Source organism: Thalassotalea agariperforans, from assembly GCF_053470345.1.
This window is the reverse complement of sequence record NZ_JBQMWH010000001.1, coordinates 383,520-409,944: the sequence shown is the minus strand read 5'-3', so window position 1 is coordinate 409,944 and position 26,425 is coordinate 383,520. Positions and strand designations below refer to the sequence as shown.

Sequence of the window (26,425 nt, the reverse complement as noted above, 5' to 3'; positions counted from 1 at the left end):
CTCAAATATTAAGCGTATACAGGTAAACGAGCACAAATTTCTTTTACGTTTTCACGTACTTTTGCTTGTACTGATTCATCAGTAATATCGTCTAAAATATCACAGATCCAAGACGTTAATAGCTTAGTATCTTCAACTTTAAAACCACGACGCGTGATCGCTGGTGTACCTAAACGTAAACCTGAAGTAACAAACGGTGAACGTGGGTCATTTGGTACTGAGTTTTTGTTTACAGTAATGTGTGCATTACCTAAAGCAGCATCAGCATCTTTACCGGTAATATCTTTGTCGATTAAGTCTAATAACAATAAGTGGTTTTGGGTGCCGTTAGAAACAACTTTGTAACCACGTTCTTGTAATACTGCTACCATCGCTTTAGCGTTATCTAACACTTGTTGTTGGTATACTTTAAATTCTGGTTGTAATGCTTCTTTGAAAGCAACTGCTTTAGCAGCAATTACGTGCATTAAAGGACCACCTTGGCCACCAGGGAAAACAGCTGAGTTTAATTTTTTATAAACCGCTTCGTCATCACAACCTGAAATAATTAAACCGCCACGTGGACCAGCTAATGTTTTATGCGTTGTGGTAGTAACAACGTGCGCATGTGGTACTGGGTTAGGGTAAAGACCCGCAGCAACAAGACCGGCAACGTGTGCCATATCAACCATAAAGTAAGCACCAACTTGGTCAGCAATTTTACGCATACGTGCCCAGTCAACAATACCAGAGAAAGCAGAAAAACCGCCGATGATCATTTCTGGTTTATGCTCTAATGCTAAACGCTCAATTTCAGCGTAATCAATGTCGCCTGTTTCAGGGTCTAAACCGTATTGGATCGCTTCGTAAGATTTACCTGAAAAGCTAACACTAGCACCATGTGTTAAGTGACCACCATGAGCAAGGCTCATACCTAGTACTTTTCCACCTGGTGAAACTAACGCTTGGAAAACAGCAGCATTGGCTTGTGAACCAGCATGTGGTTGAACGTTAGCATAAGTAGCACCAAATAATTCTTTTGCACGTTCAATAGCTAAAGCTTCTGCTTTATCAACATACTCACAACCACCATAATAACGCTTGCCCGGATAACCTTCTGCGTATTTGTTAGTTAATTGTGAACCTTGGGCTTCAAGAACACGAGTACTACAGTAGTTTTCAGAAGCAATTAATTCGATGTGCTCTTCTTGACGTGTCACTTCATCAGAGATCGCTTGATAAAGTTCAGCATCAAAATCTGCAATATTCATATCACGAGTTAGCATGGGTTATCCTCTTAAGGGTGGTTACCTATATCAAAAAATAGGAGACTAAATTGACAAATTTTAAGGTCGCTTATTTTGCCTGAATCCGTTGCTTATGTATATGCTTAAAATGATAACTTTTAATGAATTTGTAGACCTTTTACTTATATTAAATGAACAATTTAAAACCAGATGAATGATTAGTAATCACACAAAGTGTTATCTAAACCATGATCTAGGTAAATATTTTACAAAAAAAACAAATTAACGTTTCCCATTTAACAAAAATAAAGATACAGTTTTATAAATATTTTCGGCCTAGGATAAGAGAGATTATGGAACTAAATCAATGGGTAGACGAATTGTTCGAAGTGTTTGATGCCGATAAAGACGGCGTTATCAACCGTAGCGAGTTTGTTGAATTAATTGATGTTTTGTTACAAGACAAAGGTATTCGCATGTGCGAAACGATTTTCCACCGTTTTGATAAGAACCACAGTAACTCAATCTCAAAAGACGAGTTACGCGAAATGGTTATTGAGTTAGCACTTTAATCTTTCCCTACGTATTAATCATTTTTTAAGCCAAGCATTTGTCTTGGCTTTTTTAATATTCCAACTACACAATTAAGTCATCAAATAACTCAACCGTTACCAATTCACCTGCAGCCACTTTTCCTTGCATTTGCGGTAAAATAATAAAACAGTTTGCTTTAGCAATACTCGATAAAATACCTGAACCTTGTGCGCCAGTAGACTTTACTGATAACTGACCATGTGTATTTACCGACAAAATACCCCGTTGAAAATCTTGTCGCCCCGGTGATTTACGAATATCGGTTTCCGTTACCACTTGGAAGGTTTTACGTTTTAGCGGCAACGCATTTTGTAATTTAACTAAACCCGGCACGGCTAGTTGGTACATGGTGACTAACGCCGAAACCGGATTACCCGGCAAACCAAAAAACAAACTATTGCTTAGTTTACCAAACGCAAAAGGCTTACCTGGTTTCATCGCCAGCTTCCAAAAAGCAATATCACCTAAGCTATCTAATACGTCTTTGGTAAAGTCCGCTTCACCAACCGACACCCCGCCAGATGAAATCACCACATCAGCTTGTTGATCTGCTTGTTCGAATGCCTGTTTAATGGCATTAAAGTCATCTTCTATCACACCAAAGTCAATCACTTGTGCATTTAATTTAGTTAACATGGCTGACAAAAAGTAACGGTTACTTTCATAAATATCGCCCTCTGCTAATGCTTGCCCTGGTGTTTTTAATTCATCGCCGGTGGCAATAAGGGCAACTTTTATCGGCTGATAAACCTCAACGTCGGCAATGCCTAATGAAGCTAACAAAGCAATATCGACAGAGCTTAACCGTTGGCCCCGTTTTAAAACAAGTTCACCTTGCGTAATGTCCTCGCCTGCTTTTCGAACGTTTTGCCCTAGTTTCTTATCCGCCGTAAAAACAATATTATCGCCTTCAACAAGGCAATTTTCTTGCATTTCTACCGTGTCACAACCACGAGGTAGTTTGCCGCCAGTCATAATACGAATACACTCACCCGCTTGGCAGACACCATCAAAAGGCGCGCCGGCTAATACTTTACCGGCAAGCTTAAGTTTGTTACCTGCCAATAAACTTTTTTGAGCAAAAGCATAGCCATCCATCGCTGAGTTATCATGCGGTGGAATATTCATTGGGCTTTCAACATTTTGTGCTAAAACAAAATTTAACGCTTGTTCAATTGGTAAAATTAAAGTTTTAGTGGTTGGCGTAATATTGTTTAACAACAAAGTAAGGGCGTCATTGAAAGGTAATAAACCAAGAGCAGAGCAACAATCAGACATAATAATTTCTATTTTTAACAACAAGTATTTATTGGGCTTAGCTTATTTTAATACACTTTTACCACTGATGAGTAAAATTAATTTTCGCATAAACAGGCAATAACTTGTTCTAAAACAAAAAACTAAGCTTTGATCCGTTTTATTGTTCTGTTAACAAAAACGCTAGATTGTACTTTTACTAAAAAAGCGTAAAATGGTGATTACTTTAAATTCGCCGAAGCTTAACTGGCTACCCCTATGAGTTATTTAATAAAGTAACAATAGGTAAGTTGATTAAGCCGTGGTTTTATACCACCAGGGTTAACAAGGAAACGCGTTAGCCTCCCCCTATTTGGAAAGGTGATCAATGTTATCTGACAACTTTGGCCGTAAGTTTTATTACTTGCGCCTATCAATTACTGACGTTTGTAATTTTAAATGTAATTACTGCCTACCTGACGGTTATCAATGTGATACCGACAGAGACTTTTTGTCGCTACCAGAAATTAAACGCATTGCTAAAGCGTTTGCCGAACTAGGTACCGAGAAAATTCGTATTACTGGTGGCGAGCCATCACTACGGAAAGATTTACCCGATATTATTAGAGCGCTAAAACAAACTCCCGGCATTAAACATGTTGCTATAACCACCAATGGTTATAAATTACCTGAGCATTTACCTGCTTGGTTAGATGCCGGTATCGACTCTATTAATATCAGTATTGACAGTTTTGACCCACGCCAATTTCACTCCATTACTGGCCACAACAAACTTGAACATATTTTAAAAGGTATTGATTCAGCCATGTTGGATGGTCGGGCAACGTTAAAAGTTAATACCGTATTAATGCGTGAATTTAACGCTTTTGAACTAAATAACTTTCAGCAATGGGTGAAAGACAAACCGGTATCTTTACGTTTTATTGAATTAATGGAAACTGGTGACAACAAAGACTTTTTCAATAAACAGCATGTCTCTGGTGAAAGCATCAAACAGCGTTTAGTCAGCCAAGGCTGGCTACCGGCCATTCGTGATAAAGCCGCAGGCCCAGCTCAAGAGTTTTTCCACCCAGATTCATTAGGAAAAATAGGTTTGATCATGCCTTACAGCAAAGATTTTTGCGCCAGCTGTAACCGCTTGCGTATTAGCTCTTTAGGTAAGTTACATTTATGTTTATTTGGTGAGCAAGGTTTACCGTTAAAAGACTATTTACAGTCTGATGATCTAACGCCATTAAAGCAGCAAGTTGTCGCCTTATTAGCGGATAAAAAAGAAACCCATTATTTGCAAGAAAACCTTACCGGTGCAACTAAGCACCTTGCTATGTTAGGAGGTTAGGTTATGCAATTCCGTCCTAATGAACCGTTAAATATGCAAGCGAATAACCAATGTTTAGGTGTGGTCTTAGCCGGTGGTTTGTCTAGCCGTATGGGAGAAAACAAAGCCCATTTAAATCATTTTTCAGCTAAACAGCAAGACATGCTTAATTTTAGCCGTCAGTTATTACACAACGCCGGTATTCAAGACACTTTGATCAGTGGTGATAATTATCAAGTAGCTGACGAATTTAAACAGCTTGGCCCTTTGGCAGGAATTTACAGTGTCATAAAAAAATACCAACCTAAAGCAGTATTAGTTATTCCTGTTGATTTACCCTTATTAACTCAAGACATTTTAACTAACTTAAAACTAAAAGGTGAATTATCCGGCCAAGCATGTTTTTATCAGGATCATTATTTACCCCTGTACTTACCTAATAATGCTTATAGTGAATTATTTTTTAATCAGGCTTTTACTGCCAACAAAAATGATAATGAACAAGCGCTTAGTCAAATGAGTAATAAACGCGGTCCATCTATGCGTAAGTTTTTAACCAGTATTCCGCATCAAGTATTACCGTTAAAAAATTCGCAAGCTTTGTTTAACTGCAACACACCTGAGCAGTGGCAACAAGCACAGCAACTTTATTCTAAAATATAATTTATCAAGGATTTATCATGGCTAAAAAACCACGTCCGCCATTTCAAGCATTAAATATTGCCGTATTAACGGTTTCAGACACCCGTGATGAAAGTAATGATACTTCAGGACAAGCCTTAGTTGAGCGCCTAACTGAAGCTGGCCACAACCTAGTTGAAAAAGCGATAGTTAAAGATGATGTTTACCAACTACGTGCCATTGTTTCACGTTGGATCGCCTCAGATAACGTGCAAGTGGTATTAAGCACTGGTGGTACAGGCTTTACCGCCAGAGATAATACGCCAGAAGCGTTAGAGATTTTGTTCGATAAAAAAGTAGAAGGTTTTGGTGAAGTTTTTCGCGCTATTTCATTAACAGAAATTGGCACCTCAACGATTCAATCTCGTGCTTTTGCGGGCATGGCAAATGGCACCGTTATTTTTTGTGTGCCTGGTTCAACTAACGCTTGTAAAACTGCTTGGGATAAATTAATTGCCGAACAAATTGATGCCAGCCACGGCCCTTGTAATTTTGTTCAACATTTAAAAGACGGTAGTGAAGCCTGTGGGAGCCGAGATGCCTAACTCAAACCAGCAATTAACGCACCTTAATCAACAAGGTGAAGCTAACATGGTTGATGTTACCGAAAAAGCGATAACCGCGAGAACGGCTCGTGCGCAAGGTTTTATTAAAATGAATGACCTTGCCTTTTCGCTAATTACAAAAGGTGAGCACAAAAAAGGTGACGTATTTGCTGTTGCTCGTATTGCCGGTATTCAAGCCGCTAAACAATGTAGTAACTTAATTCCTCTTTGCCACCCGTTAATGTTAAGTAAAGTACAAATTGATTTTGAAATAGATCATCAGCACCAACAAATTAAAGTACTGAGCTTATGTAAACTAAGCGGCCAAACAGGTGTTGAGATGGAAGCATTAACGGCGGTTTCAGTTGCTTGCTTAACCTTGTTTGATATGTGCAAAGCGGTTGATCCCGCCATGGAAATTCACGATATTAAAGTATTAACTAAAACCGGTGGTAAATCAGGCCACTGGCAATCAGAAGACTAAATTTATGATCAAGGTATTATTTTTTGCTCGTTTAAGAGAGCAACTTAACTGTGAACAGCTTGACCTTGAACTAGCTAATGACAGCTTAACAATCGCGGATGTTAAACAGCAACTCGTAACATTACATCCTGATTGGCAAAGTTATTTACAAGACAACGCCTTATTAAATGCGGTTAATCAGCAAATGGCTGACAACAACACCAGCATCTCAAGTGGTGATGAAGTTGCCTTTTTTCCACCCGTTACTGGCGGCTAACGAGGTCGTTATGATCAGTATTCAAACGCAAGACTTTGACATCAGCACCGAAACACAATTATTAGAACACGATAATCATGCCGATGGCGCCTTAGTTACGTTTACCGGACGCGTTCGTAATAAAAACTTAGGTGATCAAGTAACGGCGCTTCATCTAGAGCATTACCCTGGCATGACAGAAAAGTCGTTAGCTAAGATTATTGAGCAAGCACAATCTCGTTGGCCAATTAATCGGGTTAAAGTTATCCATCGCATTGGTACCTTAACAGTTGGCGAAAAAATTGTGTTTGTTGGTGTAACGAGCCCACATCGAAAAGCGGCATTTGCAGCATGCGAATTTATTATGGATTATTTAAAAGTCGACGCGCCCTTTTGGAAAAAAGAAGTAACCGCCGATGGCGAACGCTGGTTAGATGCTAAAGATAGCGATAAAAGTAAAGCACAAGATTGGCAGAACTAAATGCACAGCTTGGTTTTAAAAATAATTCTGGTTAGTTTTTTCTGCTTTTATTTCGTTATTTTTCCTCAGCAAGTTAAAGCAGAAACAGCGCCATTGCGTATTGCTGTAGCAGCAAATTTTTATCCGGTACTAGAACAGCTTTTACCTGAATTTCAAAAGGTTGCCAAATTAACCGCGGCACCAAATATTCAATTAATTAGCGCCGCTAGTGGCACCTTGTACCAACAAATAAGTCATGGTGCGCCCTTTGACGTTTTTCTCTCAGCAGATGCGATTCGCCCCCAGCAATTAATAGTTCGGCAATTAGCCGATGCCAGCTCATTAAAAACGTATGCCATTGGGCAGTTGTCATTATGGTCTGCCAACCAAGCGGTTGACTCATTAGCCGTTCTTTCAGCCAAGCCGAGTGAGCAAAATAAATTAGCCATTGCTAACCCTAATATTGCTCCTTATGGTATTGCCGCAAAAGAAGTACTAACCAAGCTAAATTTATGGCAAAGCTACAAACATAAGTTAATTACGGGTATTAACATTAACCAAACCTTTCAACAGGTACACAGTGGCGCTGTTAACTTAGGCATTGTCGCTAAAAGCCAGTTGGTATTAAATAATTTACAAGGTTTCGATATTCCAGAGCATTTGTATACACCAATCGCGCAACAATTAGTGATCATTAATAACACCAAACAAGCTGAATTAGCGCAGCAGTTTTGTGCCTTTATATTATCCGCTCCCATACAACAAAAATTAGCCCTTTATGGTTATCATTCACCATTGTTTTATAATCAAAAAGTAGCTGAATTAATTACGGCAGAGCAATAACATGAATGGCTTACATCCAGACATTATCGCTTTAATTACCACGTTAGAGTTAGCGCTATTTACCACCGTATTATTGCTGGTGATCGGTACGCCTTGTGCTTGGTATTTAGCTAAAATGCAGTCAAGATGGAAAGTACTTTTTGAAGCGTTTATTGCGCTACCACTCATTTTACCGCCAACTGTGGTCGGCTTTTATTTATTAATCGCTTTTTCACCAACTGCCCTACCTGGGCAAATCTGGCAAAGTGTTACCGGCACCCAATTAGCTTTTAGCTTTAGCGCTTTAGTGATCGGTTCATTTTTTTATTCGTTACCCTTTGTTGTTCAACCCTTACAAAAAGCTTTTGAACAGCTTGGCAATAACCTCATTGAAGCAAGCCAAGTATTAGGCGCTAAACCGCTTGATAGCTTTTTTACTGTGGTAATGCCAATGACTAAAGCCAGTTTTATTACCGCCGCTAGCTTAGGTTTTGCTCACACTATTGGTGAGTTTGGTATTGTATTAATGATTGGTGGCAACATTCCTGGAGAAACACGGGTATTATCAATTGCTTTATTTGATCATGTTGAAGCATTTAATTATGGTCAAGCGCATATTTTAGCGGCCGGTTTATTAGTTGGCTCCTTTATCTTTTTAGCCTTGATCGCACTATTAAATAAAGCTAATAAGCATACTGCAACTACTATAAATACAGACGTTGGGAGCTAAAATGGCAGACCTAACGCTTAATATTCAATTACCGCTAAAACATTTTACCCTCTCGGTAAATACCGCCTTACCAGTATCAGGTATTACCGCTATTTTTGGCGCGTCAGGTGCAGGGAAAACCTCGCTATTACGTGCTATTTCAGGCTTAGAAAAATCGACACAAGGTTTGATTTCATTTAATGATAAAACCTGGCTAAATACCGCAAACAACACCAATATTAAGGTGTACCAACGTAACCTTGGTTTAGTGTTTCAAGACAACCGCTTATTTGACCATTTAACCGTTGAAAAAAACTTACAATACGCCTTAAGTCGACGCAAGCAGCAACAGTTTAATTATCAAGATGTTATTCGCTTAACCAATATTACCGCCTTGTTATCACAATATCCGGCAACGTTATCTGGTGGTGAACAACAACGTGTTGCTATTGCTCGTGCGTTATTAAATGAGCCCGAATTATTGCTATTAGACGAACCCTTTAGTGCCCTTGATATGCGTAATAAAGCCAACCTTATTAGCTTATTACATCAGGTGAACAAACAATTTCAGTTACCTATTTTATATGTTAGTCATAGCTTAGATGATATTCAGCAACTCGCCGATCATTTATTAGTATTATCACAAGGCAAAATAAGCCATTTAGGCCATACGGCACAAGTTATTCATCAGTTAAATTATGGCGAGAATATTCAGCAACAAACATCTTTAAAGCTAGCTATTGATCAAACACTCAGCGAGCAACTTGCTCCTTATGGCTTAATGGCATTATCTTTTGCTGATAATGCATCACCTGCCGCTAAACTGTATTTATCAACCCCTCGTTTTGGACTGAATAAACAAGCAACATTGTCATGTTATATTTCGGCTGACGACATCAGCATTTGTTTAACAGAAAATCAGCACAGTTCCATTGTTAATCAGTTGGCTGGGGTCATTGACGAAATTACAATTTTAGGGAAAAAAGCCTTAATTAAAGTGATCTGCCATCAACAAGAATTTTATGTCATGATCTCGCTTTATTCCTTAGAAAAATTACAGTTGAATAATTACCTCGATCACTCGCAAGCACGCCATGTCTATATTCAATTTAAAGCCAGCAGTGTAAAAACCCTAAACGACAGTATTGAAAGTTAAAAGAGTAAGGAAAAATTGTGTTAACTAACCAAGAGAAACTAAAATACAGCCGCCAAATAATGCTTAATAAATTTGGTGAACAAGGCCAAATTGCCTTACAAAACGCAAAAGTATTAATTGTTGGTATTGGTGGTTTAGGTAATCCGGCAGCACAATACTTAGCCGCATCCGGTGTTGGTACCTTATATTTAGCTGACGGTGACAATATTGAATTAAGTAACCTGCCACGCCAAACCTTATTCTGTGAAGATGATATTGGCAGTAATAAAGCCGATATTGCCGAGCAACAATTACTAAAGCAATATCCGGAAGTAACTATTGAAGTGATTGATGAGATGCTCGATGAAGAGCTCGCCAGCTTTTATATTTCACAAGTTGATGTGGTACTTGATTGTACTGATAACATTAAAACCCGTTATTTATTAAATACCGCCTGCGTTACATTAAAAGTACCGTTAATGATAGGTGCAGCCACTGGCTTTGATGGTCAATGTTTAGTGGTTGATAGTAATAAACCTGACAGTGCCTGTTATCAATGTTTATTTCCTGCCAGTGAGAAAGCACCTGAGCAAAACTGTCAAACCTTAGGTATTCTTGGGCCAGTATTGGCAATTATTGCCGGTATGCAATCTTTACAGGCGATCAAACAATTGGTTGGCATTGAGGTTGCTACTAATAAATTATTAATGTTAGACGGCTTATCGGCAAGTTGGCAGCAATTCAGCCTAGCCAAAAACCCTGAATGTACTGTTTGCCAAGTTAATACCAATACGTATAAAACTTAGCCAGCGACAACAGCAATAAAAAAAGCCCGTTTATATAACGGGCTTTCATTTTTAAATTAAGGTCAAATTTGATGTCTTATTGGCTATTTAAATAGCCCCATATTTTTATCTGTTACTGCTTCTCGCCAACCACCTAACCATTCTGATCTAGCATCGATATTTTGATATGGACAATTATCCTTTCCTTTTCCACTAACTCCTGCTTGGTAACCATTGGAAAACGCTCTGTTTAAACGATCTCTTTTTTGTCTCTTCATTGAAGAACCTCTCTTAACATATTGATAAGTAAATGAAATGTTTTAATAGCGGCCAGTAACATCAAAAATAACTGACATTTCATTTAAGAATATTTTAATTACCTTTGCAAGCGTATTTGTTCAAAAAAACTTCACATTTTGGTAACCATATGATCACCTTAGTTTTATAGTTGATTGAGGTTTTTTCATCTATTAAATAAACCTGAAAAAATGATGAAAAAAAGATTGTCAAAATTAAATTTTTAAGCTAAAAACCTCTCTGTTCACTTTTGTAATTTTTTGAGTTTATGACTATGACCACAAAAGACTTAATTAAAGAGAGTTTCCAAACTTCTCGAAAATTTTATGATGATAAAAACTACCCTAGAGGCATGAGCCGTTCAGGGGATTATTCCATCGCCGAAGTTACCATTTTAGAAAAATACGGTGTTGCTTTATCAGCTATTGCTTCTGGCACTGTAGAAGCTGAAACCGATGAAGAACGACAATTCAAAGCCGTCTGCCAAGGAGAACTTGCTCCTAGCACAGCGATTGAAAAAGCTTGGCTAAAATATCAAAATAAAATTCTTTCACCTAAACAATTTCACACTTTATTTGGCCGCAATAAAGTAGATACCTCGGATGTTGATAGCGATTCAGACTCGGACTCTGATTCAGATGATAATATCATCGGTCTTGATGATTAGCGCTTGTTAATCTTTCGCAAGTAATTTTTGCTCAAGCAACACAACTCATCCTATGCTATTGTAAAATAAACTTAATATTTACATAGTACTATTGTACAATCCAATAATTCACTTTATATATCATTTTAAGTGAATTATTGGATTGTCGTTATTTGCCCCCTACACTTTTTCAATAGCGATCAAATATTTATTACATAATATAATAGGGAAAAACATGAAAAAACTTATCCAAGGTATTAGTTTACTTGCATTTTCAGTAAGCATGGCAGCAACAGGACAAACCTATAATGCTAAACATGTTGGTAAAGGTTTTACATCATTAAACGATGACTTTACCGCGTCAATTAGCAATCCAGCATTAGCTAATAATTATGATCAAGATGATGATTTTTATCTATCATTAGGCTTTGGTGCAAAAGCCGCTGATGAACATGATGTTTTTGATACAGGTGAAGATATTGCCGACGCCATTGACGCTTTAGAAGCTAGTATTAGACAAGCGGCAAATGCAAACTACAACAGTTTAGGAGAAATTGAAGCCGCACAAGCTACGTTAACAGCTGATAAAGATGCCATCATTAATGATTTCAATAGCATTGATGAAAAGCCGGTAAAAGTGGATATTGGTGTAAACTTCTTAGCTTTGATCCCAAATCAATATTTAAGTGTCGGTGTATTTGCTCAACAATATGGCCAAATTGGCCTTGCTGTTAATTACAATGACAACGACAATACCTTATTGCAAGATGCTATCGATAACTTAAATGCTGATTTATTAGAAGATAATAACGGCGACTCAAAATTAGACTCTGGCGCACGTGCCTTTGGTTATTCTGTTGTTGAAGCTGGTGTATTATTTGGACGTAATGTTATTTCTACCGACAGCTATGATTTAGACTTAGGAGCAAAAATTAAACACCAAAGCTTAGATATTGTCTTCATAGATAAAAACATTCGTGAATTTGATGAAGATGATTTTGATTTAAGTGAAGAAGCTGAAAGTGATAGTGCTATTAACTATGACCTAGGTGTATATACCAGCTGGGGCGAAGAGCGTCAATGGAGCTTTGCTTTAGTGGCTAATAACTTAGCAAGTCAAGAAATCCAGTACACCACTACAGGTGCTAATTCGCAAGAAATTACTTTTGAAGTAAAACCACAAGTAACAGCTGGTTTTGCCTATAAAAATGATTGGGTTACATTGGCCGGTGAAGTTGACTTAACCGACAGACAAGGTTTAGCTTTTTCTGATCAAGAAAACAAACCTAAATTTGCCGCGCTAGGTGTTGCTTTTGATTGGTCAGAACATTTACAACTTAGATTAGGTACACGTACTGATATGAACGACGTTGAAAATGATGTTGTTACTGTTGGTTTAGGTATTTCACCTGGTGATGTCTTGTCATTTGATATTGCTGCTGTAGCCGGCGATGAAGATGCCGCAGGTTTTGCCTTACAATTTGGTTTAAAAATTTAGCATTAAAGTAAAACTAAAGAATTATTTAAAAAAGCGCATAATTTCCATTATGCGCTTTTTATTTTAGTGCTATTTAATATCGCTTGTTCAATTAAAAAAAGCCTATCTTGCCCCCAACAGGCAACACTTTCAAAAGTAAAACAAGGCACACCCCAAAACCCCAATTGTTCAATTTGTTGTTGATTGGCATCAATCATTAATTGCCAGTCATGGGTTTCGCTGTATTGAAGCGCTTGCTCATAATCAACATCAATAGCTAAACAAATTTCCTTTAAATTATCGGCCTTAGCCAGATCAAGCCCTTTAACATAAACCGCAGAAAATATCGCATTTACATAATCAAAACTTTTATCAACTGTTTCCATATAAGGAAACAGTTGATAAATCGCTGTCACACTCTCAGTTAACGGCTGAGTCAATTTACCTATAGGTAAGTTTTTCACTCGCGCTTCACGTAAAGCATCAAACAGGATATAGCGCTGTTTTTCAATGGGTACTTGAATGCCACGCATTAACAACGGTATCACCAATTTGGCTTTTATAGGAATTTGGTAACTTTGCGATAATTTAACCACTTGCAGCCACCCCAAATAAGAATAAGGACTACAAATAGATAAATAAACCGTCAACTCAGTTTGTGGTAATTTAGCGGCACTTGGCTGGTAAGTTAAATGATGTTTATTAAAAAGTGATTCAGGTTTATCTATTGATACCCCTATTTTATTAAGCCGCTGTTCTAAATGACCAAGTCGCTCGACACCAACATACCATTCACCAGCAAAATAAATACTGGCCGATTGATAGTGCCCTTTACGAATTTGTTTTTGCTGGTTTTTAATTTGAAAATTAATCACAGGTGTTGAAGGCCCGTAAAACTCAGTGAATTGATTAAGCCAAGTTTGTTTAAAAAGGCTGATCGCATTCGCAACATTTTTACTCTGTAATTGCCAAACTTGCTGTCCTGTCACTAGTGAGCGAATTTCCGGCTCTTGCGTGATAGCTTGTAGGCCGTATAAATGAGCAAAATGATTAGCATCCGTTATCGTCCATTCACGCCATAGTTTACCCGTTTGAGAAACTTGATTTTTTTCATACATTAAGAATAAGTTAATTTTAACGTGAAAACGTTTTTCTAGTGCGGGCAAGGTTTGCACCAAGACAAAACTATAGGGATCACTTAACGCCAGAAAAACATCAAGCGATTGTTTTTTATGTAGCAGCTTAGGAATAAAATTATAATAGGCATGAAGCCACCAACGACGAACGTCGCTTTTAAACCAGCCAACAACAAAGCCTTTGAGTAATTTATCCATCAAAAATTGCCTCATCTTTAATTCCCTGAAACAAGTTTCACTCCAAATCCTTAATTTTATATAGCTATCGTCATACAAAACCTTAAAATACCCATTAATTATTACATAAAATAGTGATGTAACATTAAATAGCACTCTCAGGGCTATACAAAGCAACTCACTATTTAGCTAGCTAGAGTCACTTAATGTCTGAAAATAATATCTGCCAAATATTAGTTCGCAACTTATCATCGTTAAAAAGTAAACGCCCACTATTCATCAACCTTACGGCAGATAGCTTTATTCAGGACTATTTATTGACTTACCCTGACAGTCAAATAACAACCTTTAACAGTAACTTTCAAGCTTATCAGCAACACCAAAAAAATAGTGCTTATCAGAGTTATTTTGACGCAACCTACCAAGATGAGCTAAATCATGATTTGGTGATTATTCAATATCCCAAAGCAAAAGCAGAATTAAGCTTTATTTTAGCTATGCTGGAATCTAGTCTTGATAGCTCAGCAATTGTTGTGATCGTTGGTGAAAAAAATAGCGGTATTAACTCATCTAAAAAAATAGTTGAGAGTTACTTAAACCATTACCAAAAAAATGATTCCGCGCGACACTGCATGTTATTTTCTGGCCGCTACCAACAGTCAGGTAAAAACTTTGTCTTAAATGACTGGTTTAATGAATACCCACTTGATATTGCTGGTACTTGTATTAAGGTTGCTGCGTTACCTGGCGTTTTTAGCCAAAAAAAATTAGATATTGGTACTCGGGTTTTGTTAGAAAATTTACCTAACATTAAGCCGACAAAGTTATTAGATTTTGGTTGTGGAGCTGGTGTTATCGCTAGCTTTATTGCTAAGCAGTATGCTGATATAAGCTTAACCTTAGCCGATGTCAGTGCTTTAGCGATAAGTTCGGCGAAACGCACTTTAGCAATGAACCAATTAACCGGTGATGTAATAGCCACAGACAGCCTATCACATATTAAAGGTCATTTTGATGTTGTTATCACCAACCCGCCTTTTCACCAAGGCTTAAAAACCAATTATCACGCCACAGAAAGTTTTTTAACCGGCATCAATAAAAACATTGAGAACAATGGTGAATTAATTGTCGTCGCGAATAATTTTTTAACTTATAAACCTATCATGCAAAAAAACTTTGCTAAAGTTAACGAGCTTGTTAATCAGCAAGGCTTTATTGTTTATCACTGTTTAAAGAAAAATTAATTTTAACTTAGGTAACAACTTAGCCTCAGTCATGCACAATAACAGGATTAGGTATATAATAAGAACTGTCAAAGATTCTGTCGTAACAACAGAACGTTAATCATTATGTGAGCTTACATTTTTATGTTAAAAAACGACAATATTCAATCTTTAAAACGACCGTTATTTTACCTAAATACGATTTTTGTTTTAATTGTTGTTTTATGCTCTATCGGTATTTTAGCCACTATTTTTGTTCAGCAAGCTAAAAATCAACTATCTGATAACGTGCGAAATTGGGCTGATTTAGTGTCAGTACAAGCGGAAACATTGATTAATAAATACAGTGCCGACAATATCAGCTCACAAAAAGAGTTGTCTACCTTTAGCCAAATCCCAATGATCAATTTTGTTTACATCTACAAAACTGATAATAAAACCTTATTATTGGCGGCCAATTACAATAAGAACTCGTTATCTCCTTCGTTATATCCAAACGAAGCCAAAATAGCCACGCTGTCAACACCTCAGCTGTTTAATGATCGAATTGAATATATCAAAGCGGTCACTAATGCTAACCAAGAGCTCATTGGTTATGTTCATATTCAATCTAGTATCGCGCCAGTTAACAATATTATTCGCGCTAGTGTTATTACTGGTGTCGTTATTTTGTCCTTATCAATCTTATTTTCATTGATGATGGTTTCGAAATTCCATACTTCTATCGTCAGTGCTATTGGTAATTTAATTCAAACAATACAACTGATCTCACAACGTAAAAATTACACGCTAAGATGCCAAGCTAGTGATTACACCGAAATCGATATGTTAAGTAGAACCTTAAACATTATGCTTGCCAGAACCGAAAAACACTTAGCCAAACGTGATGACGCTGAACAAGAAATTTTACGTTTAAATCAAGAATTAGAAAACAAAGTCAACCGTAGAACCGATGCCTTAAAAGAATCAAACCAAGAACTACTGTCAACTTTAGAAAAACTACACCAATTTCAAGGCCAATTAGTTGAAAACGAAAAAATGGCTTCATTAGGTGATATGGTGGCGGGTATTGCGCATGAGGTAAATACCCCTGTTGGTTTAGGGGTAACGGCATCGTCATTACTGGCAGATCGCTTAACTGAAATCCAGCAAGCTTATGATAATAAAACACTAAAAGGCAGCCAGCTAAAACGTTTTTTACATGAAACTGACGAAAATATTAGTATTGTTATTCGCAACTTAAACCGCGCCGCGGATCTTATCTCAAGCTTTAAACAAGTTGCTGTTGATCAATCTAATGAAGAAGCTCGCTATTTTAATGTTAAACAACTGCTTGATGAAGTTTGCTTAACATTAGGACCACAGTTAAAAGACACCAACTATCAAATAAATATTCAGTGTAATGAGTCGCTATACGTTAATGCTAAAGCAGGGCCGCTGAACCAAATATTTATTAACTTAATTATGAATAGTAAAATTCATGGCTTTAATAACGGCCCTGAAGGAACGATCACAATTACCATTATGGAACTGAGTAACCAATTAAACATTATCTACCAAGATAACGGCGTTGGTATTGATGATTCTGTCAAAGCAAAAGTATTTGAACCTTTTGTAACAACCAAGCGTGGTGAAGGTGGCAGTGGTTTAGGATTACACTTAGTTTATAATTTAGTAACTCAAGCATTAGGCGGCTCTATTCAATTAGAAAGCATTCCTAGTCAAGGGGTTACCTTCGAGATAAATATACCTATTTAAGCCAATTTGATTGCAACCTTGTAGTGATTTAGGCTATCTTTGTATTATTATTAACAAAAAGTATTAACAAAATGATAATCTTTTATTAACACTTTTTTTTGAGCGTTTTTAACGTTCTTTTAGTTTTTTAAAAATACCTTGGCCGTACCTAGGGTCTGTTGTTCTTTGTTTATACTTTCAGCAATAGGCTATTTTAAGTGATAGCAAAGCAGAATGAAGGTTGTTTGCTTATTCCAAATGCGTGAATTCCAAATGAGTGAAATTCTAATGCAGCTAGCGAAAAAATAGCCATTGCACTATGCACTGAGGGCTGAGGCTAAAATCGCTTTACTGGGCGTTAAAAATTATTGGTTTAGATAACTAAACGACATAGTTTCAGCCTTGATTAAAACGATTTTATCTCTCAGCTGAATTATTAAACAAAGATAAACAGCCCCTATTTGGCCACACTAATTAATGGATGAATTAAAATGCAAAAGCAACGCATTCTAATTGTTGAAGATGAAGATGTAACACGCTTTAATCTCAAGAATTTATTTGAAGCGGAAGGCTACCAAGTTTTTGAGGCTACTGATGGTAGCCAAATGGAAGTTCAGCTTAGAAATAACCACATCAATCTTGTCATCATGGATATTAACCTACCTGGGAAAAATGGCTTATTACTCGCTAGAGAGCTAACAAAACAACCGGATTTAGGCTTAATCTTTTTAACCGGTCGTGACAGTGATATTGATAAAGTGCTTGGGCTAGAAATTGGCGCTGATGATTATCTAACTAAACCTTTTAACCCACGTGAACTCACCATAAGAGCACGTAATATTCTGAATAGAATAAGCCAAGGCAAACAAGAGCCTAGCAATGCTATTATCAAATTTAATGGTTGGTCACTCGATGGTAATTCAAGAAAAATGCTTAGCCCAACCGGTGAAGAAATTGCCATCCCTCGAGGTGAGTATCGAGCCTTAAAGCTATTGATCGAAAATGCCGGTCAAATAATTACCCGCCAGCAGCTAATTAAAGAAATGACCGGACGTGAGCTACGCTCTAATGATAGAACCGTTGATGTAACTATTCGTCGTTTAAGAAAACACTTTGAAGCTGTTGATGATAGCCGTGAACTTATTAATACCATTCATGGTGAAGGCTACCGCTTTATTGGCGAACTAGAAGAAAATTAATACCTTCTCATCTATGATGATAGAGAAGGTAGCTATGGTTATGCTTGTAGCCAAGCTTTAAAGTGAATAATGGCCTCATCATTCAACCTAGTTAGTTCTTGATAATAATCCGCTTTAACTGACGCCTCAGCCTTAGAATGTTCTATTTCAACAAGGTAGGCACGTACATTAACTAAGCCGGCACTGCTTGCTGCCCCTTTCATTTTATGGCACTTATCATGCCATTCTTGATTATCACCAGAGCTTGCCGCCAGTTTGATATCAGCTAAATAAAGTGCTGATTGATTAACATACAAATCTAACATATCACTGACTATATCAAGCCCTAAACTGGCTTTATAATCGTCTAATAAAACACTATCTAACGAGGTATTTTCTGGCATCGGCCTTCCTTTCAATTAAGATCTATTAGTTTTGCTAACGGCATATACAAGCTCAAGCTTAGGTGAGCGTATTATTCTACACCTATAAGCACTTAACCAGCATTTAAACTGCCTTTAATATGCACAAAATTTAAACATAAAAGTTCAGCAATTGCGTATTACTGCTATAGTAACAACTCCCAAGAGAATGTCACCACAGTTACTATATTCAACAAGTGAATGAATATCAGCCCTTCGATGTTTTTTTTATCTACGGCTAAGCTTGGAAAAGATTGCTTTTAAGGTGGTTTTCGTTCAGAATAGCCGGCCTTTTTACTGGGTCATTTTTACCGAGTATAAAAGAATTAAAGATTTAACGAAAATTTCAGGAATTCTATTTAGAGTCCTCTAAAATTTAAGCACATATAGTTAACACTATAATTAAGAGTAATGTAGTAATGTCAACAACAATGCCTGATATTGCAAACCATACCACGGCCCAAACGGAAGGAACATTGGATTGGGTTGGTATGAGTAATATCGAAATGCCAATAATGGTTGCTTCACAAGATCAAGCTGATCGCATGGTGTCTGCCAGTATCGATGCTTTTGTTAATTTAAAAGAACCAAAAGCAAAAGGCATTCACATGTCACGCCTATATCTTTTGTTAGACGAACTTTCTAGTGAAGGGGTTTTAACTTATCAAGCATTAGTAACCTTGTTAGATGGTTTTATTTCAAGTCATCAAGAGTTAAGTGACAACGCAAAAGTTGAATTTCGCTTTGATTACCATTTACGTCGTAAATCTTTAATTAGCGGAAAGCAAGGCTGGAAAGCATATCCTGTGGTATTAACAGGCCATGTCAATCAAGGAAAACTCAATGTCGAGTTAACAGTTGATGTACCATATTCATCAACTTGCCCTTGTTCAGCAGCACTTGCTAGACAACTGATCCAAAAATCATTCAGAGATACATTTAGCGCCAATAGCGATGTAGATCTTGATAGTATTCACGAATGGTTAGGCACTACGGAAGGTATTGTTGCAACACCTCATAGTCAACGCTCTGTTGCTGAAGTAAAAGTGAAATTGAATCAACAAGCTGACAATTTCCCAATTACTGAGTTAGTAGATACGATTGAACAGGCTTTACAAACCCCTGTTCAAGCAGCAGTAAAAAGAGAAGACGAACAGGAATTTGCGCGTTTAAATGGCCAAAACTTAATGTTTTGTGAAGATGCAGCAAGACGTTTGCAACATGCGATGAATTTAAAATCTGAATTTGATGATTTTTGGCTTCGCATCAATCACTTAGAATCGTTGCATGCGCACGATGCCGTAAGTGTAACAACTAAAGGAATTATTGGCGGATATCAGCCGTAATTCAAAAGCACTATATATGTGCCGCTATATGTGAATTTATTTCATTTTCATTCGAAAGGTATGAAACGTAAGCTCTAGATTAAAAGCTTATAAACGAAATGAAAATCATCTAATACCAGAATCGTAATATAACAACGGAAAGCATCAGATTTAGTAAGTAAATTACAAAATCTGATGAATATTACGACCTCACATGGTGATATAGCGTTAATTTAAACAAATAACGGATTTTTCATTTAGTTAATCCGACGAAAATGTGTAATTTATATACGAGCAAAAACTCTAATTCACATTGACGTTTGGCTAATAAGTGTTTAATCTTAAGGGTTCCTCTCGGGGAGAGTTAAGGGTGCTTATGTGTTTTTAAAAACACATATTTTATCGTTTTCCCTTCTCCCTAAAGGTTTATTTAGTTAGGAGATAATACAATGCAGCTTTATGACCCGAATTTTCAAAAAGATAATTGTGGATTTGGACTAATTGCGCACCAACAAGGTGAAACTAGTCATAAACTGATCAAAACCGCAATATCTGCGCTTGATCGTATGCAGCATCGTGGCGGCATCAACTCAGATGGCAAAACGGGCGATGGTTGTGGTTTATTAATTCAAAAACCTGACAGTTTTTTTAGAGCAATCGCCGAAGAAAACAGTTGGAAATTAGGCCGTAAATACGCTGTCGGTATGATCTTCTTAAACCCCGATGAAGAACTTGCCGCTGCTTCAAAGAAAATATTTGAAGAAGAATTAAAAAAAGAAACCTTAACTATTGTGGGCTGGCGTGTCGTTCCTACTGACCCAACAATTTTAGGTGAAATTGCTGCGGGTAATGTACCGGCAATTGAGCAAATATTTGTTGATGCTCCTCCAGGATGGCGTAATCGCGATCTTGAGCGTCGTTTATATATGGCACGTCGTCGTGCAGAAAAACGTATTACTGATGAGCGTTTTTACGTTGCGAGTTTATCTTGTACGGTAAATATCTACAAAGGCTTAGTAATGCCGGTAGATTTACCTAACTTTTATTTAGACCTTGCTGATATTCGTTTACAAAGTGCGATTTGTGTATTCCACCAACGCTTTTCAACGAATACTTCACCACAGTGGCATTTAGCTCAGCCATTCCGTTACCTTGCTCACAATGGTGAAATTAACACTATTAAAGGTAACCGTCAGTGGAGTCGTGCCCGTACTTATCGTTTTAATTCGCCATTATTACCTGATTTACATGATGCAGCACCGTTTGTTAACGAAACGGGTTCTGACTCATCGTCATTAGATAACATGCTAGATTTATTCTTAGCTGGCGGTATGGATTTATACCGCGCTATGCGTTTGTTAATGCCACCAGCATGGCAAAACAACCCATGTTTAGATGATGACTTAAAAGCATTTTATGAGTTCAACTCAATGCACATGGAACCATGGGATGGCCCTGCAGGTATCGTAATGACTAACGGTCGTCACGTTGCTTGTAACCTTGACCGTAACGGTTTACGTCCTGCGCGTTATGTTATCACTCGTGATGGTTTTATTACCCTTGCCTCAGAAGTAGGTATTTGGGATTACGGCGAAGATGAAGTTGTTGAAAAAGGCCGTGTTGGTCCTGGTGAAATGATGTCAGTAGATACCTTCACCGGTAAAATTTCATTATCGAAAGATATTGATAACGAATTAAAAGTTCGCCACCCTTATAAAGAGTGGTTAGACAACAACATCAGCCGTTTAATTCCTTTTTCAGAATTCCCTGATGATCAAATTGGTAACAGTGATTACTCTGAGCAAGAAATTGCCCAGTACCATAAATTATTTGCTTATAGCTATGAAGAAATTCAGCAAGTGGTTAAAACGCTTGCCGAAAATGGTCAAGAAGCAACTGGCTCTATGGGTGATGATACACCTATGGCGGTACTATCAAGTAAGCCACGTATCTTCTACGATTATTTCCGTCAACAATTTGCGCAAGTAACTAACCCGCCAATTGATCCATTACGTGAACGCTATGTTATGTCGTTAGCGACTTGTGTAGGTCGTGAACATAACGTATTCAACGAAACAACAGGCCATGCCAACCGTATCGTTTTTAACTCGCCAATCTTAATGTATAGCGGTTTCAAACAATTACTAGAAGCTGATCCTGAACATTACCGTAGCGAAACGTTAGAGCTTAACTTTGATCCAGCAAAAGAAAACTTAGAAGCTGCGATCAGACGCTTATGTGATGAAGCTGTTAAAACTGTTCGTGAAGAAAACACCGTAATCTTAGTTTTATCAGACCGTAACATTGCCAAAGGTTTAGTACCTATTCCAGCTGCTATGGCTGTTGGTGCTGTCCAAAAACGCTTAGTTGATGAACAACTACGTTGTGACTCAAACGTTATTGTTGAAACAGCATCGGTACGTGACTCTCATCAATTTGCCGTATTATTAGGTTTAGGTGCTACTGCTATCTATCCTTACATGGCGTTTGAAACCATTGAACAAATGGTTAAAGAAGGCCAAATCGAACTTACTGTTCGCCAAGCATTAAACAATTACCGTAACGGTATTGATAAAGGTTTATTAAAAATCTTATCTAAAATGGGTATTTCAACCATTGCTAGTTACCGTTGTGCTGGTTTATTTGAACTTATTGGTGTTCATTCAAACATCACTAAACTTTGTTTCCCTGATTTACCAAGCCGTATTGAAGGTGCTGATTTTAGCGATATTGAACAAGATGGTATTAACCTTTCTCGTAAAGCTTTCTTACCACACCAAAAAGTTGACCACGGTGGTTTATTAAAATACGTTCATGGTGGTGAATATCACGCCTTTAACCCTGACGTAGTTAATAGCTTACAAAACGCGGTTAAAACAGGTAACTATAGCGATTACCGAGTATTCGCTGATCATGTAAATAAGCGCCCTGCGGCAACGTTACGTGATTTATTAGGCTTAAAAGAAGACACCAATGCTATTGATATTTCAAAAGTAGAAGCTGACACCGAAATGTTTAAACGTTTCGACAGTGCTGCAATGTCAATTGGTGCATTAAGCCCAGAAGCACATGAAGCCTTAGCTATTGCCATGAACCGTTTAGGCGGTTACTCAAACTCTGGTGAAGGTGGTGAAGATGAGCGCCGTTTTGGTACTGTGAAAAACTCACGTATCAAACAAATTGCCTCTGGTCGTTTTGGTGTAACACCACATTACTTAGTAAATGCTGATGTTTTACAAATTAAAGTTGCCCAAGGTGCTAAGCCAGGTGAAGGTGGTCAATTACCAGGTGATAAAGTATCACCGTTAATTGCGAAACTTCGTTTCTCAGTGCCAGGTGTTACCTTAATTTCACCTCCACCTCATCACGATATTTATTCAATTGAAGATTTAGCTCAGCTAATTTTCGATTTAAAACAAGTGAATCCAAAAGCGGTTGTGTCTGTTAAATTAGTATCAGGCCCAGGTGTTGGTACTATCGCTTCTGGTGTTGCTAAAGCATATGCTGACTTCATTACCATTTCAGGTTATGACGGTGGTACGGCAGCAAGCCCATTAACCTCGGTTAAATATGCGGGTTGTCCTTGGGAGCTTGGTTTAGCTGAAGCACATCAATCATTAGTAGCGAATGGTTTACGCCATAAAGTACGTTTACAAGTAGATGGCGGTTTAAAAACTGGCTTAGACTTAGTAAAAGCAGCTATTTTAGGTGCTGAAAGTTTCGGTTTTGGTACCGTTCCTATGATCACTTTAGGTTGTAAGTTCTTACGTATTTGTCACTTAAACAACTGTGCTACAGGTGTTGCAACACAAGATGACGAGTTACGTGAAAAGTACTTTAAAGGTTTACCTGATCAAGTAATGAACTACTTCAAGTTTGTTGCTCAAGACGTTCGTGAAATTTTAGCGCAATTAGGCGTTGAAAAATTAACTGACTTAATTGGCCGTACTGACTTATTAGTACCATTACAGGGCATTAGCGCTAAACAAGAAAAACTTGATTTAACGCCAATTATTGCACCAGTAATTGCTGACGAACGTACTGCTCAATTCCAAACTGAAGGCAATGAACCTTTTGATCCAGGTACATTGAACAAGCAGTTAGTTGAAGCAGCTAGTGAAGCTGTTGCACATAGCTCAGGTGGTGAATTTAGATTCAACATTCAAAACACAGATCGCTCTGTGGGTGCTTCATTATCTGGTGAAATCGCTCGTCATCATGGCGACCAAGGTATGTCTAGCGCACCAATCAAAGTTAACTTAACCGGTACTGCTGGTCAAAGTTTTGGTGTTTGGAATGCTGGTGGTTTAGAAATGACCTTAACTGGTGATGCAAACGATTACGTTGGTAAAGGTATGACTGGTGGTAAATTAACCATCAAGCCACCTAAAGGCGTAGCGTTTGAAAGCCACAAATCAATGATCATGGGTAATACCTGTTTATACGGCGCAACTGGCGGTAAATTGTATGGCTGTGGCCGTGCAGGTGAACGTTTTGCGGTTCGTAACTCAGGCTGTCATGCGGTAGTTGAAGGTACGGGTGATCACGGTTGTGAATACATGACTGGTGGTATCGTTACGATTTTAGGCCAAGTTGGTCTAAACTTTGGTGCCGGTATGACAGGTGGTTTTGCTTACGTATTAGATGAAGCTAACGACTTAGATATTCGCTTGAACAAAGAGTCTATCGAAATGTTAAACATTGAAGATGAAAGCCTTAGCATTCACAAAGAACATTTACGTGGCATTATCAACCAACACTTTGAAGAAACGGGCAGCTTACGTGCTCAGCAAATTTTACAAAGCTTTGACCAATTCGCGCCAATGTTTAAATTAATTAAACCGACAGCAACTGACGTGAAAACGTTATTAGGCCATCGCAGCCGTTCAACTGCTGAACTTCGTGTTCAAACTAGCTAAGCGCGATTTGAGGAAGAAACAGATATGAGTAAGAATGTTTATCAATTTATGGACGTAGAACGTATCGACCCACCAAAAAAGTCGATCGAACAACGTAAAATTGATTTTGTTGAAATTTATCAACCATTAAGTAACGAGCAAAGCGCCGGTCAAGCTGACCGCTGCTTAGATTGTGGTAACCCATATTGTGAATGGAAATGTCCAGTTCATAACTACATTCCACAATGGTTAGAATTAGTTTCTGAAGGTAAAATTTTAGAAGCGGCAGATTTATGTCATGAAACTAACAGCTTACCTGAAATGTGTGGCCGTGTTTGTCCACAAGATAGATTATGTGAATCAGCCTGTACATTAAACGATGAGTTTGGCGCTGTTACTATTGGTAACATCGAAAAATTCATCACTGACACTGCCTTTGAGCAAGGTTGGAAGCCTGACCTTTCACACGTTGTTAAAACGGGTAAACGTGTAGCAATTGTTGGTGCTGGCCCTGCTGGCTTAGCCGCAGCTGATGTATTAACCCGTAACGGTGTTGACTGTGTTGTATTTGACAAAAATGCACAAATTGGCGGCTTGTTAACTTTTGGTATTCCAGCATTTAAGTTAGAAAAAGAAGTTATTCAAAAGCGTCGTGAAATTTTCGAAGGTATGGGCATTGAGTTCCGTTTAAATACCAACGTAGGTACTGATGTTAAATTCAGTGACTTAAGTGACGAGTACGATGCCGTATTTTTAGGTTTAGGTACTTACACTGACATGGAAGGTGGCTTTGACAATGAAAAAGCCCCTGGTGTTTATAACGCACTAGATTTCCTTATTGGTAACACCCAGCACATTATGGGCTTAACCGAAAATGTTAAACCTTACGTTAACTTTGAAGGTAAAAAAGTTGTTGTACTTGGTGGTGGTGATACCGCGATGGACTGTGTACGTTCATCTATTCGCCAAGGTGCTACCGAAGTAACTTGTGCTTACCGTCGTGACGAAGCAAACATGCCGGGTTCACCACGTGAAGTACAAAACGCCAAAGAAGAAGGTGTAAACTTCCAATTTAACATTCAGCCACTTGATATTGCAGTTAACGATGAAGGCCAAGCTGTTGGCGTTAAATTTGTTAAAACTCAATTAGGTGCAGCTGATGCTAACGGCCGTCGTAGCCCAGAGCCAATTGAAGGTTCTGAGTTCATCATGGAAGCTGATGCCGTGGTTATTGCGTTTGGTTTCTTACCAAGCCCACCACAGTGGATGAAAGACGCTGGTGTTGAAGTTGACAGCCGTGGTCGTGTTATTGCAAGCGAAAAAACTGAGTTTGCTTTACAAACCTCAAATACTAACGTGTTTGCCGGTGGTGACATGGTATTAGGCTCTGACTTAGTAGTTACCGCTGTTGACCAAGGTCGTAAAGCGGCATTAGGTATTTTAGATTACGTGTTAAGCTAATCTTTAGTACTGGGTTAATTAACCCATTAACTATCTAAAAGGTAAGCCATTGGCTTACCTTTTTTGTTTGTGCTGTTTAGCAAGAGGCAATAAGCTTTATAATACTTTTCTAAATACCCTATATTGCTACCGTTTCTCCCCCTTCTCACAGACAAAAGCTTTTAGCTTTACTTGATAATTCGAAGTACGATATTAGT

General features: G+C 37.9%; 24 protein-coding genes and 1 riboswitch. Of the genes, 19 read left to right on the top strand and 5 right to left on the bottom strand.

Annotated elements, in window-relative coordinates:
• Window positions 1-8: 8 nt before the first annotated feature.
• Window positions 9-1,265 (bottom strand): serine hydroxymethyltransferase, encoded by a 1,257-nt coding sequence (glyA, locus tag ACSLUO_RS01865; protein ID WP_448245668.1) that lies wholly within the window; start codon window positions 1,263-1,265, stop codon window positions 9-11.
• A gap of 314 nt (window positions 1,266-1,579) precedes the next feature.
• On the opposite strand from glyA, the gene ACSLUO_RS01860 reads away from it, so the two are divergent.
• The gene (locus ACSLUO_RS01860) at window positions 1,580-1,798 is read left to right on the top strand and encodes an EF-hand domain-containing protein (protein ID WP_448245667.1); all 219 of its coding nucleotides are present in this window, start codon (window positions 1,580-1,582) and stop codon (window positions 1,796-1,798) included.
• 64 nt (window positions 1,799-1,862) lie between these two features.
• Here ACSLUO_RS01860 and moeA read toward each other — a convergent pair whose 3' ends face one another.
• On the bottom strand, window positions 1,863-3,098 hold the full coding sequence (moeA, locus tag ACSLUO_RS01855; protein ID WP_448245665.1) for a molybdopterin molybdotransferase MoeA: 1,236 nt from the start codon (window positions 3,096-3,098) through the stop codon (window positions 1,863-1,865).
• 200 nt (window positions 3,099-3,298) lie between these two features.
• A riboswitch (molybdenum cofactor riboswitch) is annotated at window positions 3,299-3,456 on the top strand.
• On the opposite strand from moeA, the gene moaA reads away from it, so the two are divergent.
• The 10 genes from moaA (at window position 3,445) to ACSLUO_RS01805 (ending at window position 10,272) form a co-directional block, all read left to right on the top strand.
• Entirely contained in the window at window positions 3,445-4,416 is a 972-nt protein-coding gene (gene moaA, locus ACSLUO_RS01850) for a GTP 3',8-cyclase MoaA (protein ID WP_448245663.1), read from the top strand. (Overlaps the previous riboswitch by 12 nt.)
• A gap of 3 nt (window positions 4,417-4,419) precedes the next feature.
• Window positions 4,420-5,058, top strand: coding sequence for a molybdenum cofactor guanylyltransferase (mobA, locus tag ACSLUO_RS01845; RefSeq protein WP_448245661.1), 639 nt, complete (start codon window positions 4,420-4,422; stop codon window positions 5,056-5,058).
• 17 nt (window positions 5,059-5,075) lie between these two features.
• A complete protein-coding gene (moaB, locus tag ACSLUO_RS01840) occupies window positions 5,076-5,621 on the top strand; it encodes a molybdenum cofactor biosynthesis protein B (protein WP_448245659.1) in 546 nt (181 codons plus the stop codon).
• Window positions 5,614-6,105, top strand: coding sequence for a cyclic pyranopterin monophosphate synthase MoaC (gene moaC / locus ACSLUO_RS01835; protein ID WP_448245658.1), 492 nt, complete (start codon window positions 5,614-5,616; stop codon window positions 6,103-6,105). The genes moaB and moaC overlap by 8 nt, the downstream gene beginning before the upstream one ends.
• Window positions 6,106-6,109: 4 nt before the next feature.
• Complete coding sequence (moaD, locus tag ACSLUO_RS01830; protein ID WP_448245657.1) at window positions 6,110-6,361, top strand: molybdopterin converting factor subunit 1; 252 nt, start codon at window positions 6,110-6,112, stop codon at window positions 6,359-6,361.
• 10 nt (window positions 6,362-6,371) lie between these two features.
• The gene (gene moaE / locus ACSLUO_RS01825; protein ID WP_448245655.1) at window positions 6,372-6,821 is read left to right on the top strand and encodes a molybdopterin synthase catalytic subunit MoaE; all 450 of its coding nucleotides are present in this window, start codon (window positions 6,372-6,374) and stop codon (window positions 6,819-6,821) included.
• A complete protein-coding gene (gene modA / locus ACSLUO_RS01820; protein WP_448245653.1) occupies window positions 6,822-7,643 on the top strand; it encodes a molybdate ABC transporter substrate-binding protein in 822 nt (273 codons plus the stop codon).
• Window position 7,644: 1 nt separating this feature from the next.
• Window positions 7,645-8,352, top strand: coding sequence for a molybdate ABC transporter permease subunit (gene modB, locus ACSLUO_RS01815; RefSeq protein WP_448245651.1), 708 nt, complete (start codon window positions 7,645-7,647; stop codon window positions 8,350-8,352).
• A gap of 1 nt (window position 8,353) precedes the next feature.
• On the top strand, window positions 8,354-9,487 hold the full coding sequence (modC, locus tag ACSLUO_RS01810; RefSeq protein WP_448245649.1) for a molybdenum ABC transporter ATP-binding protein: 1,134 nt from the start codon (window positions 8,354-8,356) through the stop codon (window positions 9,485-9,487).
• A 17-nt stretch (window positions 9,488-9,504) separates the two neighbouring features.
• A complete protein-coding gene (locus ACSLUO_RS01805; RefSeq protein WP_448245648.1) occupies window positions 9,505-10,272 on the top strand; it encodes a HesA/MoeB/ThiF family protein in 768 nt (255 codons plus the stop codon).
• An 83-nt stretch (window positions 10,273-10,355) separates the two neighbouring features.
• Here the strand turns inward: ACSLUO_RS01805 and rmf are convergent, their stop codons facing one another.
• Entirely contained in the window at window positions 10,356-10,529 is a 174-nt protein-coding gene (rmf, locus tag ACSLUO_RS01800; RefSeq protein WP_448245646.1) for a ribosome modulation factor, read from the bottom strand.
• 293 nt (window positions 10,530-10,822) lie between these two features.
• Here rmf and maoP point away from each other — a divergent pair, with 293 nt between their 5' ends.
• The gene (gene maoP, locus ACSLUO_RS01795) at window positions 10,823-11,215 is read left to right on the top strand and encodes a MaoP family protein (RefSeq protein WP_448245644.1); all 393 of its coding nucleotides are present in this window, start codon (window positions 10,823-10,825) and stop codon (window positions 11,213-11,215) included.
• Between the two features lie 214 nt (window positions 11,216-11,429).
• Window positions 11,430-12,692 carry a conjugal transfer protein TraF gene (gene traF, locus ACSLUO_RS01790; protein ID WP_448245643.1) on the top strand — a complete coding sequence of 421 codons (1,263 nt, stop codon included), beginning with the start codon at window positions 11,430-11,432 and terminating at the stop codon, window positions 12,690-12,692.
• A gap of 47 nt (window positions 12,693-12,739) precedes the next feature.
• On the opposite strand, the gene ACSLUO_RS01785 is transcribed toward traF, so the two are convergent.
• Window positions 12,740-14,005, bottom strand: a complete 1,266-nt coding sequence (locus ACSLUO_RS01785) for a DsbA family protein (RefSeq protein WP_448245641.1) — start codon at window positions 14,003-14,005, stop codon at window positions 12,740-12,742.
• 185 nt (window positions 14,006-14,190) lie between these two features.
• On the opposite strand from ACSLUO_RS01785, the gene ACSLUO_RS01780 reads away from it, so the two are divergent.
• The 3 genes from ACSLUO_RS01780 to arcA all read left to right on the top strand — a co-directional run bounded on the left by ACSLUO_RS01780 (window position 14,191) and on the right by arcA (window position 18,143).
• Window positions 14,191-15,228, top strand: a complete 1,038-nt coding sequence (locus ACSLUO_RS01780) for a methyltransferase (RefSeq protein WP_448245639.1) — start codon at window positions 14,191-14,193, stop codon at window positions 15,226-15,228.
• Between the two features lie 123 nt (window positions 15,229-15,351).
• Window positions 15,352-16,965, top strand: a complete 1,614-nt coding sequence (locus ACSLUO_RS01775) for a sensor histidine kinase (protein WP_448245637.1) — start codon at window positions 15,352-15,354, stop codon at window positions 16,963-16,965.
• A gap of 470 nt (window positions 16,966-17,435) precedes the next feature.
• Entirely contained in the window at window positions 17,436-18,143 is a 708-nt protein-coding gene (gene arcA / locus ACSLUO_RS01770; RefSeq protein WP_448245635.1) for a two-component system response regulator ArcA, read from the top strand.
• A gap of 38 nt (window positions 18,144-18,181) precedes the next feature.
• On the opposite strand, the gene ACSLUO_RS01765 is transcribed toward arcA, so the two are convergent.
• Entirely contained in the window at window positions 18,182-18,526 is a 345-nt protein-coding gene (locus ACSLUO_RS01765; RefSeq protein ID WP_448245633.1) for an Hpt domain-containing protein, read from the bottom strand.
• A gap of 437 nt (window positions 18,527-18,963) precedes the next feature.
• On the opposite strand from ACSLUO_RS01765, the gene folE2 reads away from it, so the two are divergent.
• The 3 genes from folE2 (at window position 18,964) to ACSLUO_RS01750 (ending at window position 26,228) form a co-directional block, all read left to right on the top strand.
• The gene (gene folE2, locus ACSLUO_RS01760) at window positions 18,964-19,890 is read left to right on the top strand and encodes a GTP cyclohydrolase FolE2 (RefSeq protein WP_448245632.1); all 927 of its coding nucleotides are present in this window, start codon (window positions 18,964-18,966) and stop codon (window positions 19,888-19,890) included.
• 428 nt (window positions 19,891-20,318) lie between these two features.
• Entirely contained in the window at window positions 20,319-24,788 is a 4,470-nt protein-coding gene (gene gltB / locus ACSLUO_RS01755) for a glutamate synthase large subunit (RefSeq protein ID WP_448245630.1), read from the top strand.
• 24 nt (window positions 24,789-24,812) lie between these two features.
• Complete coding sequence (locus ACSLUO_RS01750) at window positions 24,813-26,228, top strand: glutamate synthase small subunit GltD family protein (RefSeq protein ID WP_448245629.1); 1,416 nt, start codon at window positions 24,813-24,815, stop codon at window positions 26,226-26,228.
• The last annotated feature ends 197 nt before the right edge of the window (window positions 26,229-26,425 follow it).

What these genes read in the sequence shown, in the direction of transcription:
- glyA (WP_448245668.1), bottom strand. Translation starts at nt 1,265, where the DNA reads ATGCTAACTCGTGATATGAATATTGCAGATTTTGATGCTGAACTTTAT.
- ACSLUO_RS01860 (WP_448245667.1), top strand. Translation starts at nt 1,580, where the DNA reads ATGGAACTAAATCAATGGGTAGACGAATTGTTCGAAGTGTTTGATGCC.
- moeA (WP_448245665.1), bottom strand. Translation starts at nt 3,098, where the DNA reads ATGTCTGATTGTTGCTCTGCTCTTGGTTTATTACCTTTCAATGACGCC.
- moaA (WP_448245663.1), top strand. Translation starts at nt 3,445, where the DNA reads ATGTTATCTGACAACTTTGGCCGTAAGTTTTATTACTTGCGCCTATCA.
- mobA (WP_448245661.1), top strand. Translation starts at nt 4,420, where the DNA reads ATGCAATTCCGTCCTAATGAACCGTTAAATATGCAAGCGAATAACCAA.
- moaB (WP_448245659.1), top strand. Translation starts at nt 5,076, where the DNA reads ATGGCTAAAAAACCACGTCCGCCATTTCAAGCATTAAATATTGCCGTA.
- moaC (WP_448245658.1), top strand. Translation starts at nt 5,614, where the DNA reads ATGCCTAACTCAAACCAGCAATTAACGCACCTTAATCAACAAGGTGAA.
- moaD (WP_448245657.1), top strand. Translation starts at nt 6,110, where the DNA reads ATGATCAAGGTATTATTTTTTGCTCGTTTAAGAGAGCAACTTAACTGT.
- moaE (WP_448245655.1), top strand. Translation starts at nt 6,372, where the DNA reads ATGATCAGTATTCAAACGCAAGACTTTGACATCAGCACCGAAACACAA.
- modA (WP_448245653.1), top strand. Translation starts at nt 6,822, where the DNA reads ATGCACAGCTTGGTTTTAAAAATAATTCTGGTTAGTTTTTTCTGCTTT.
- modB (WP_448245651.1), top strand. Translation starts at nt 7,645, where the DNA reads ATGAATGGCTTACATCCAGACATTATCGCTTTAATTACCACGTTAGAG.
- modC (WP_448245649.1), top strand. Translation starts at nt 8,354, where the DNA reads ATGGCAGACCTAACGCTTAATATTCAATTACCGCTAAAACATTTTACC.
- rmf (WP_448245646.1), bottom strand. Translation starts at nt 10,529, where the DNA reads ATGAAGAGACAAAAAAGAGATCGTTTAAACAGAGCGTTTTCCAATGGT.
- maoP (WP_448245644.1), top strand. Translation starts at nt 10,823, where the DNA reads ATGACCACAAAAGACTTAATTAAAGAGAGTTTCCAAACTTCTCGAAAA.
- traF (WP_448245643.1), top strand. Translation starts at nt 11,430, where the DNA reads ATGAAAAAACTTATCCAAGGTATTAGTTTACTTGCATTTTCAGTAAGC.
- ACSLUO_RS01785 (WP_448245641.1), bottom strand. Translation starts at nt 14,005, where the DNA reads ATGGATAAATTACTCAAAGGCTTTGTTGTTGGCTGGTTTAAAAGCGAC.
- ACSLUO_RS01780 (WP_448245639.1), top strand. Translation starts at nt 14,191, where the DNA reads ATGTCTGAAAATAATATCTGCCAAATATTAGTTCGCAACTTATCATCG.
- ACSLUO_RS01775 (WP_448245637.1), top strand. Translation starts at nt 15,352, where the DNA reads ATGTTAAAAAACGACAATATTCAATCTTTAAAACGACCGTTATTTTAC.
- arcA (WP_448245635.1), top strand. Translation starts at nt 17,436, where the DNA reads ATGCAAAAGCAACGCATTCTAATTGTTGAAGATGAAGATGTAACACGC.
- ACSLUO_RS01765 (WP_448245633.1), bottom strand. Translation starts at nt 18,526, where the DNA reads ATGCCAGAAAATACCTCGTTAGATAGTGTTTTATTAGACGATTATAAA.
- folE2 (WP_448245632.1), top strand. Translation starts at nt 18,964, where the DNA reads ATGTCAACAACAATGCCTGATATTGCAAACCATACCACGGCCCAAACG.
- gltB (WP_448245630.1), top strand. Translation starts at nt 20,319, where the DNA reads ATGCAGCTTTATGACCCGAATTTTCAAAAAGATAATTGTGGATTTGGA.
- ACSLUO_RS01750 (WP_448245629.1), top strand. Translation starts at nt 24,813, where the DNA reads ATGAGTAAGAATGTTTATCAATTTATGGACGTAGAACGTATCGACCCA.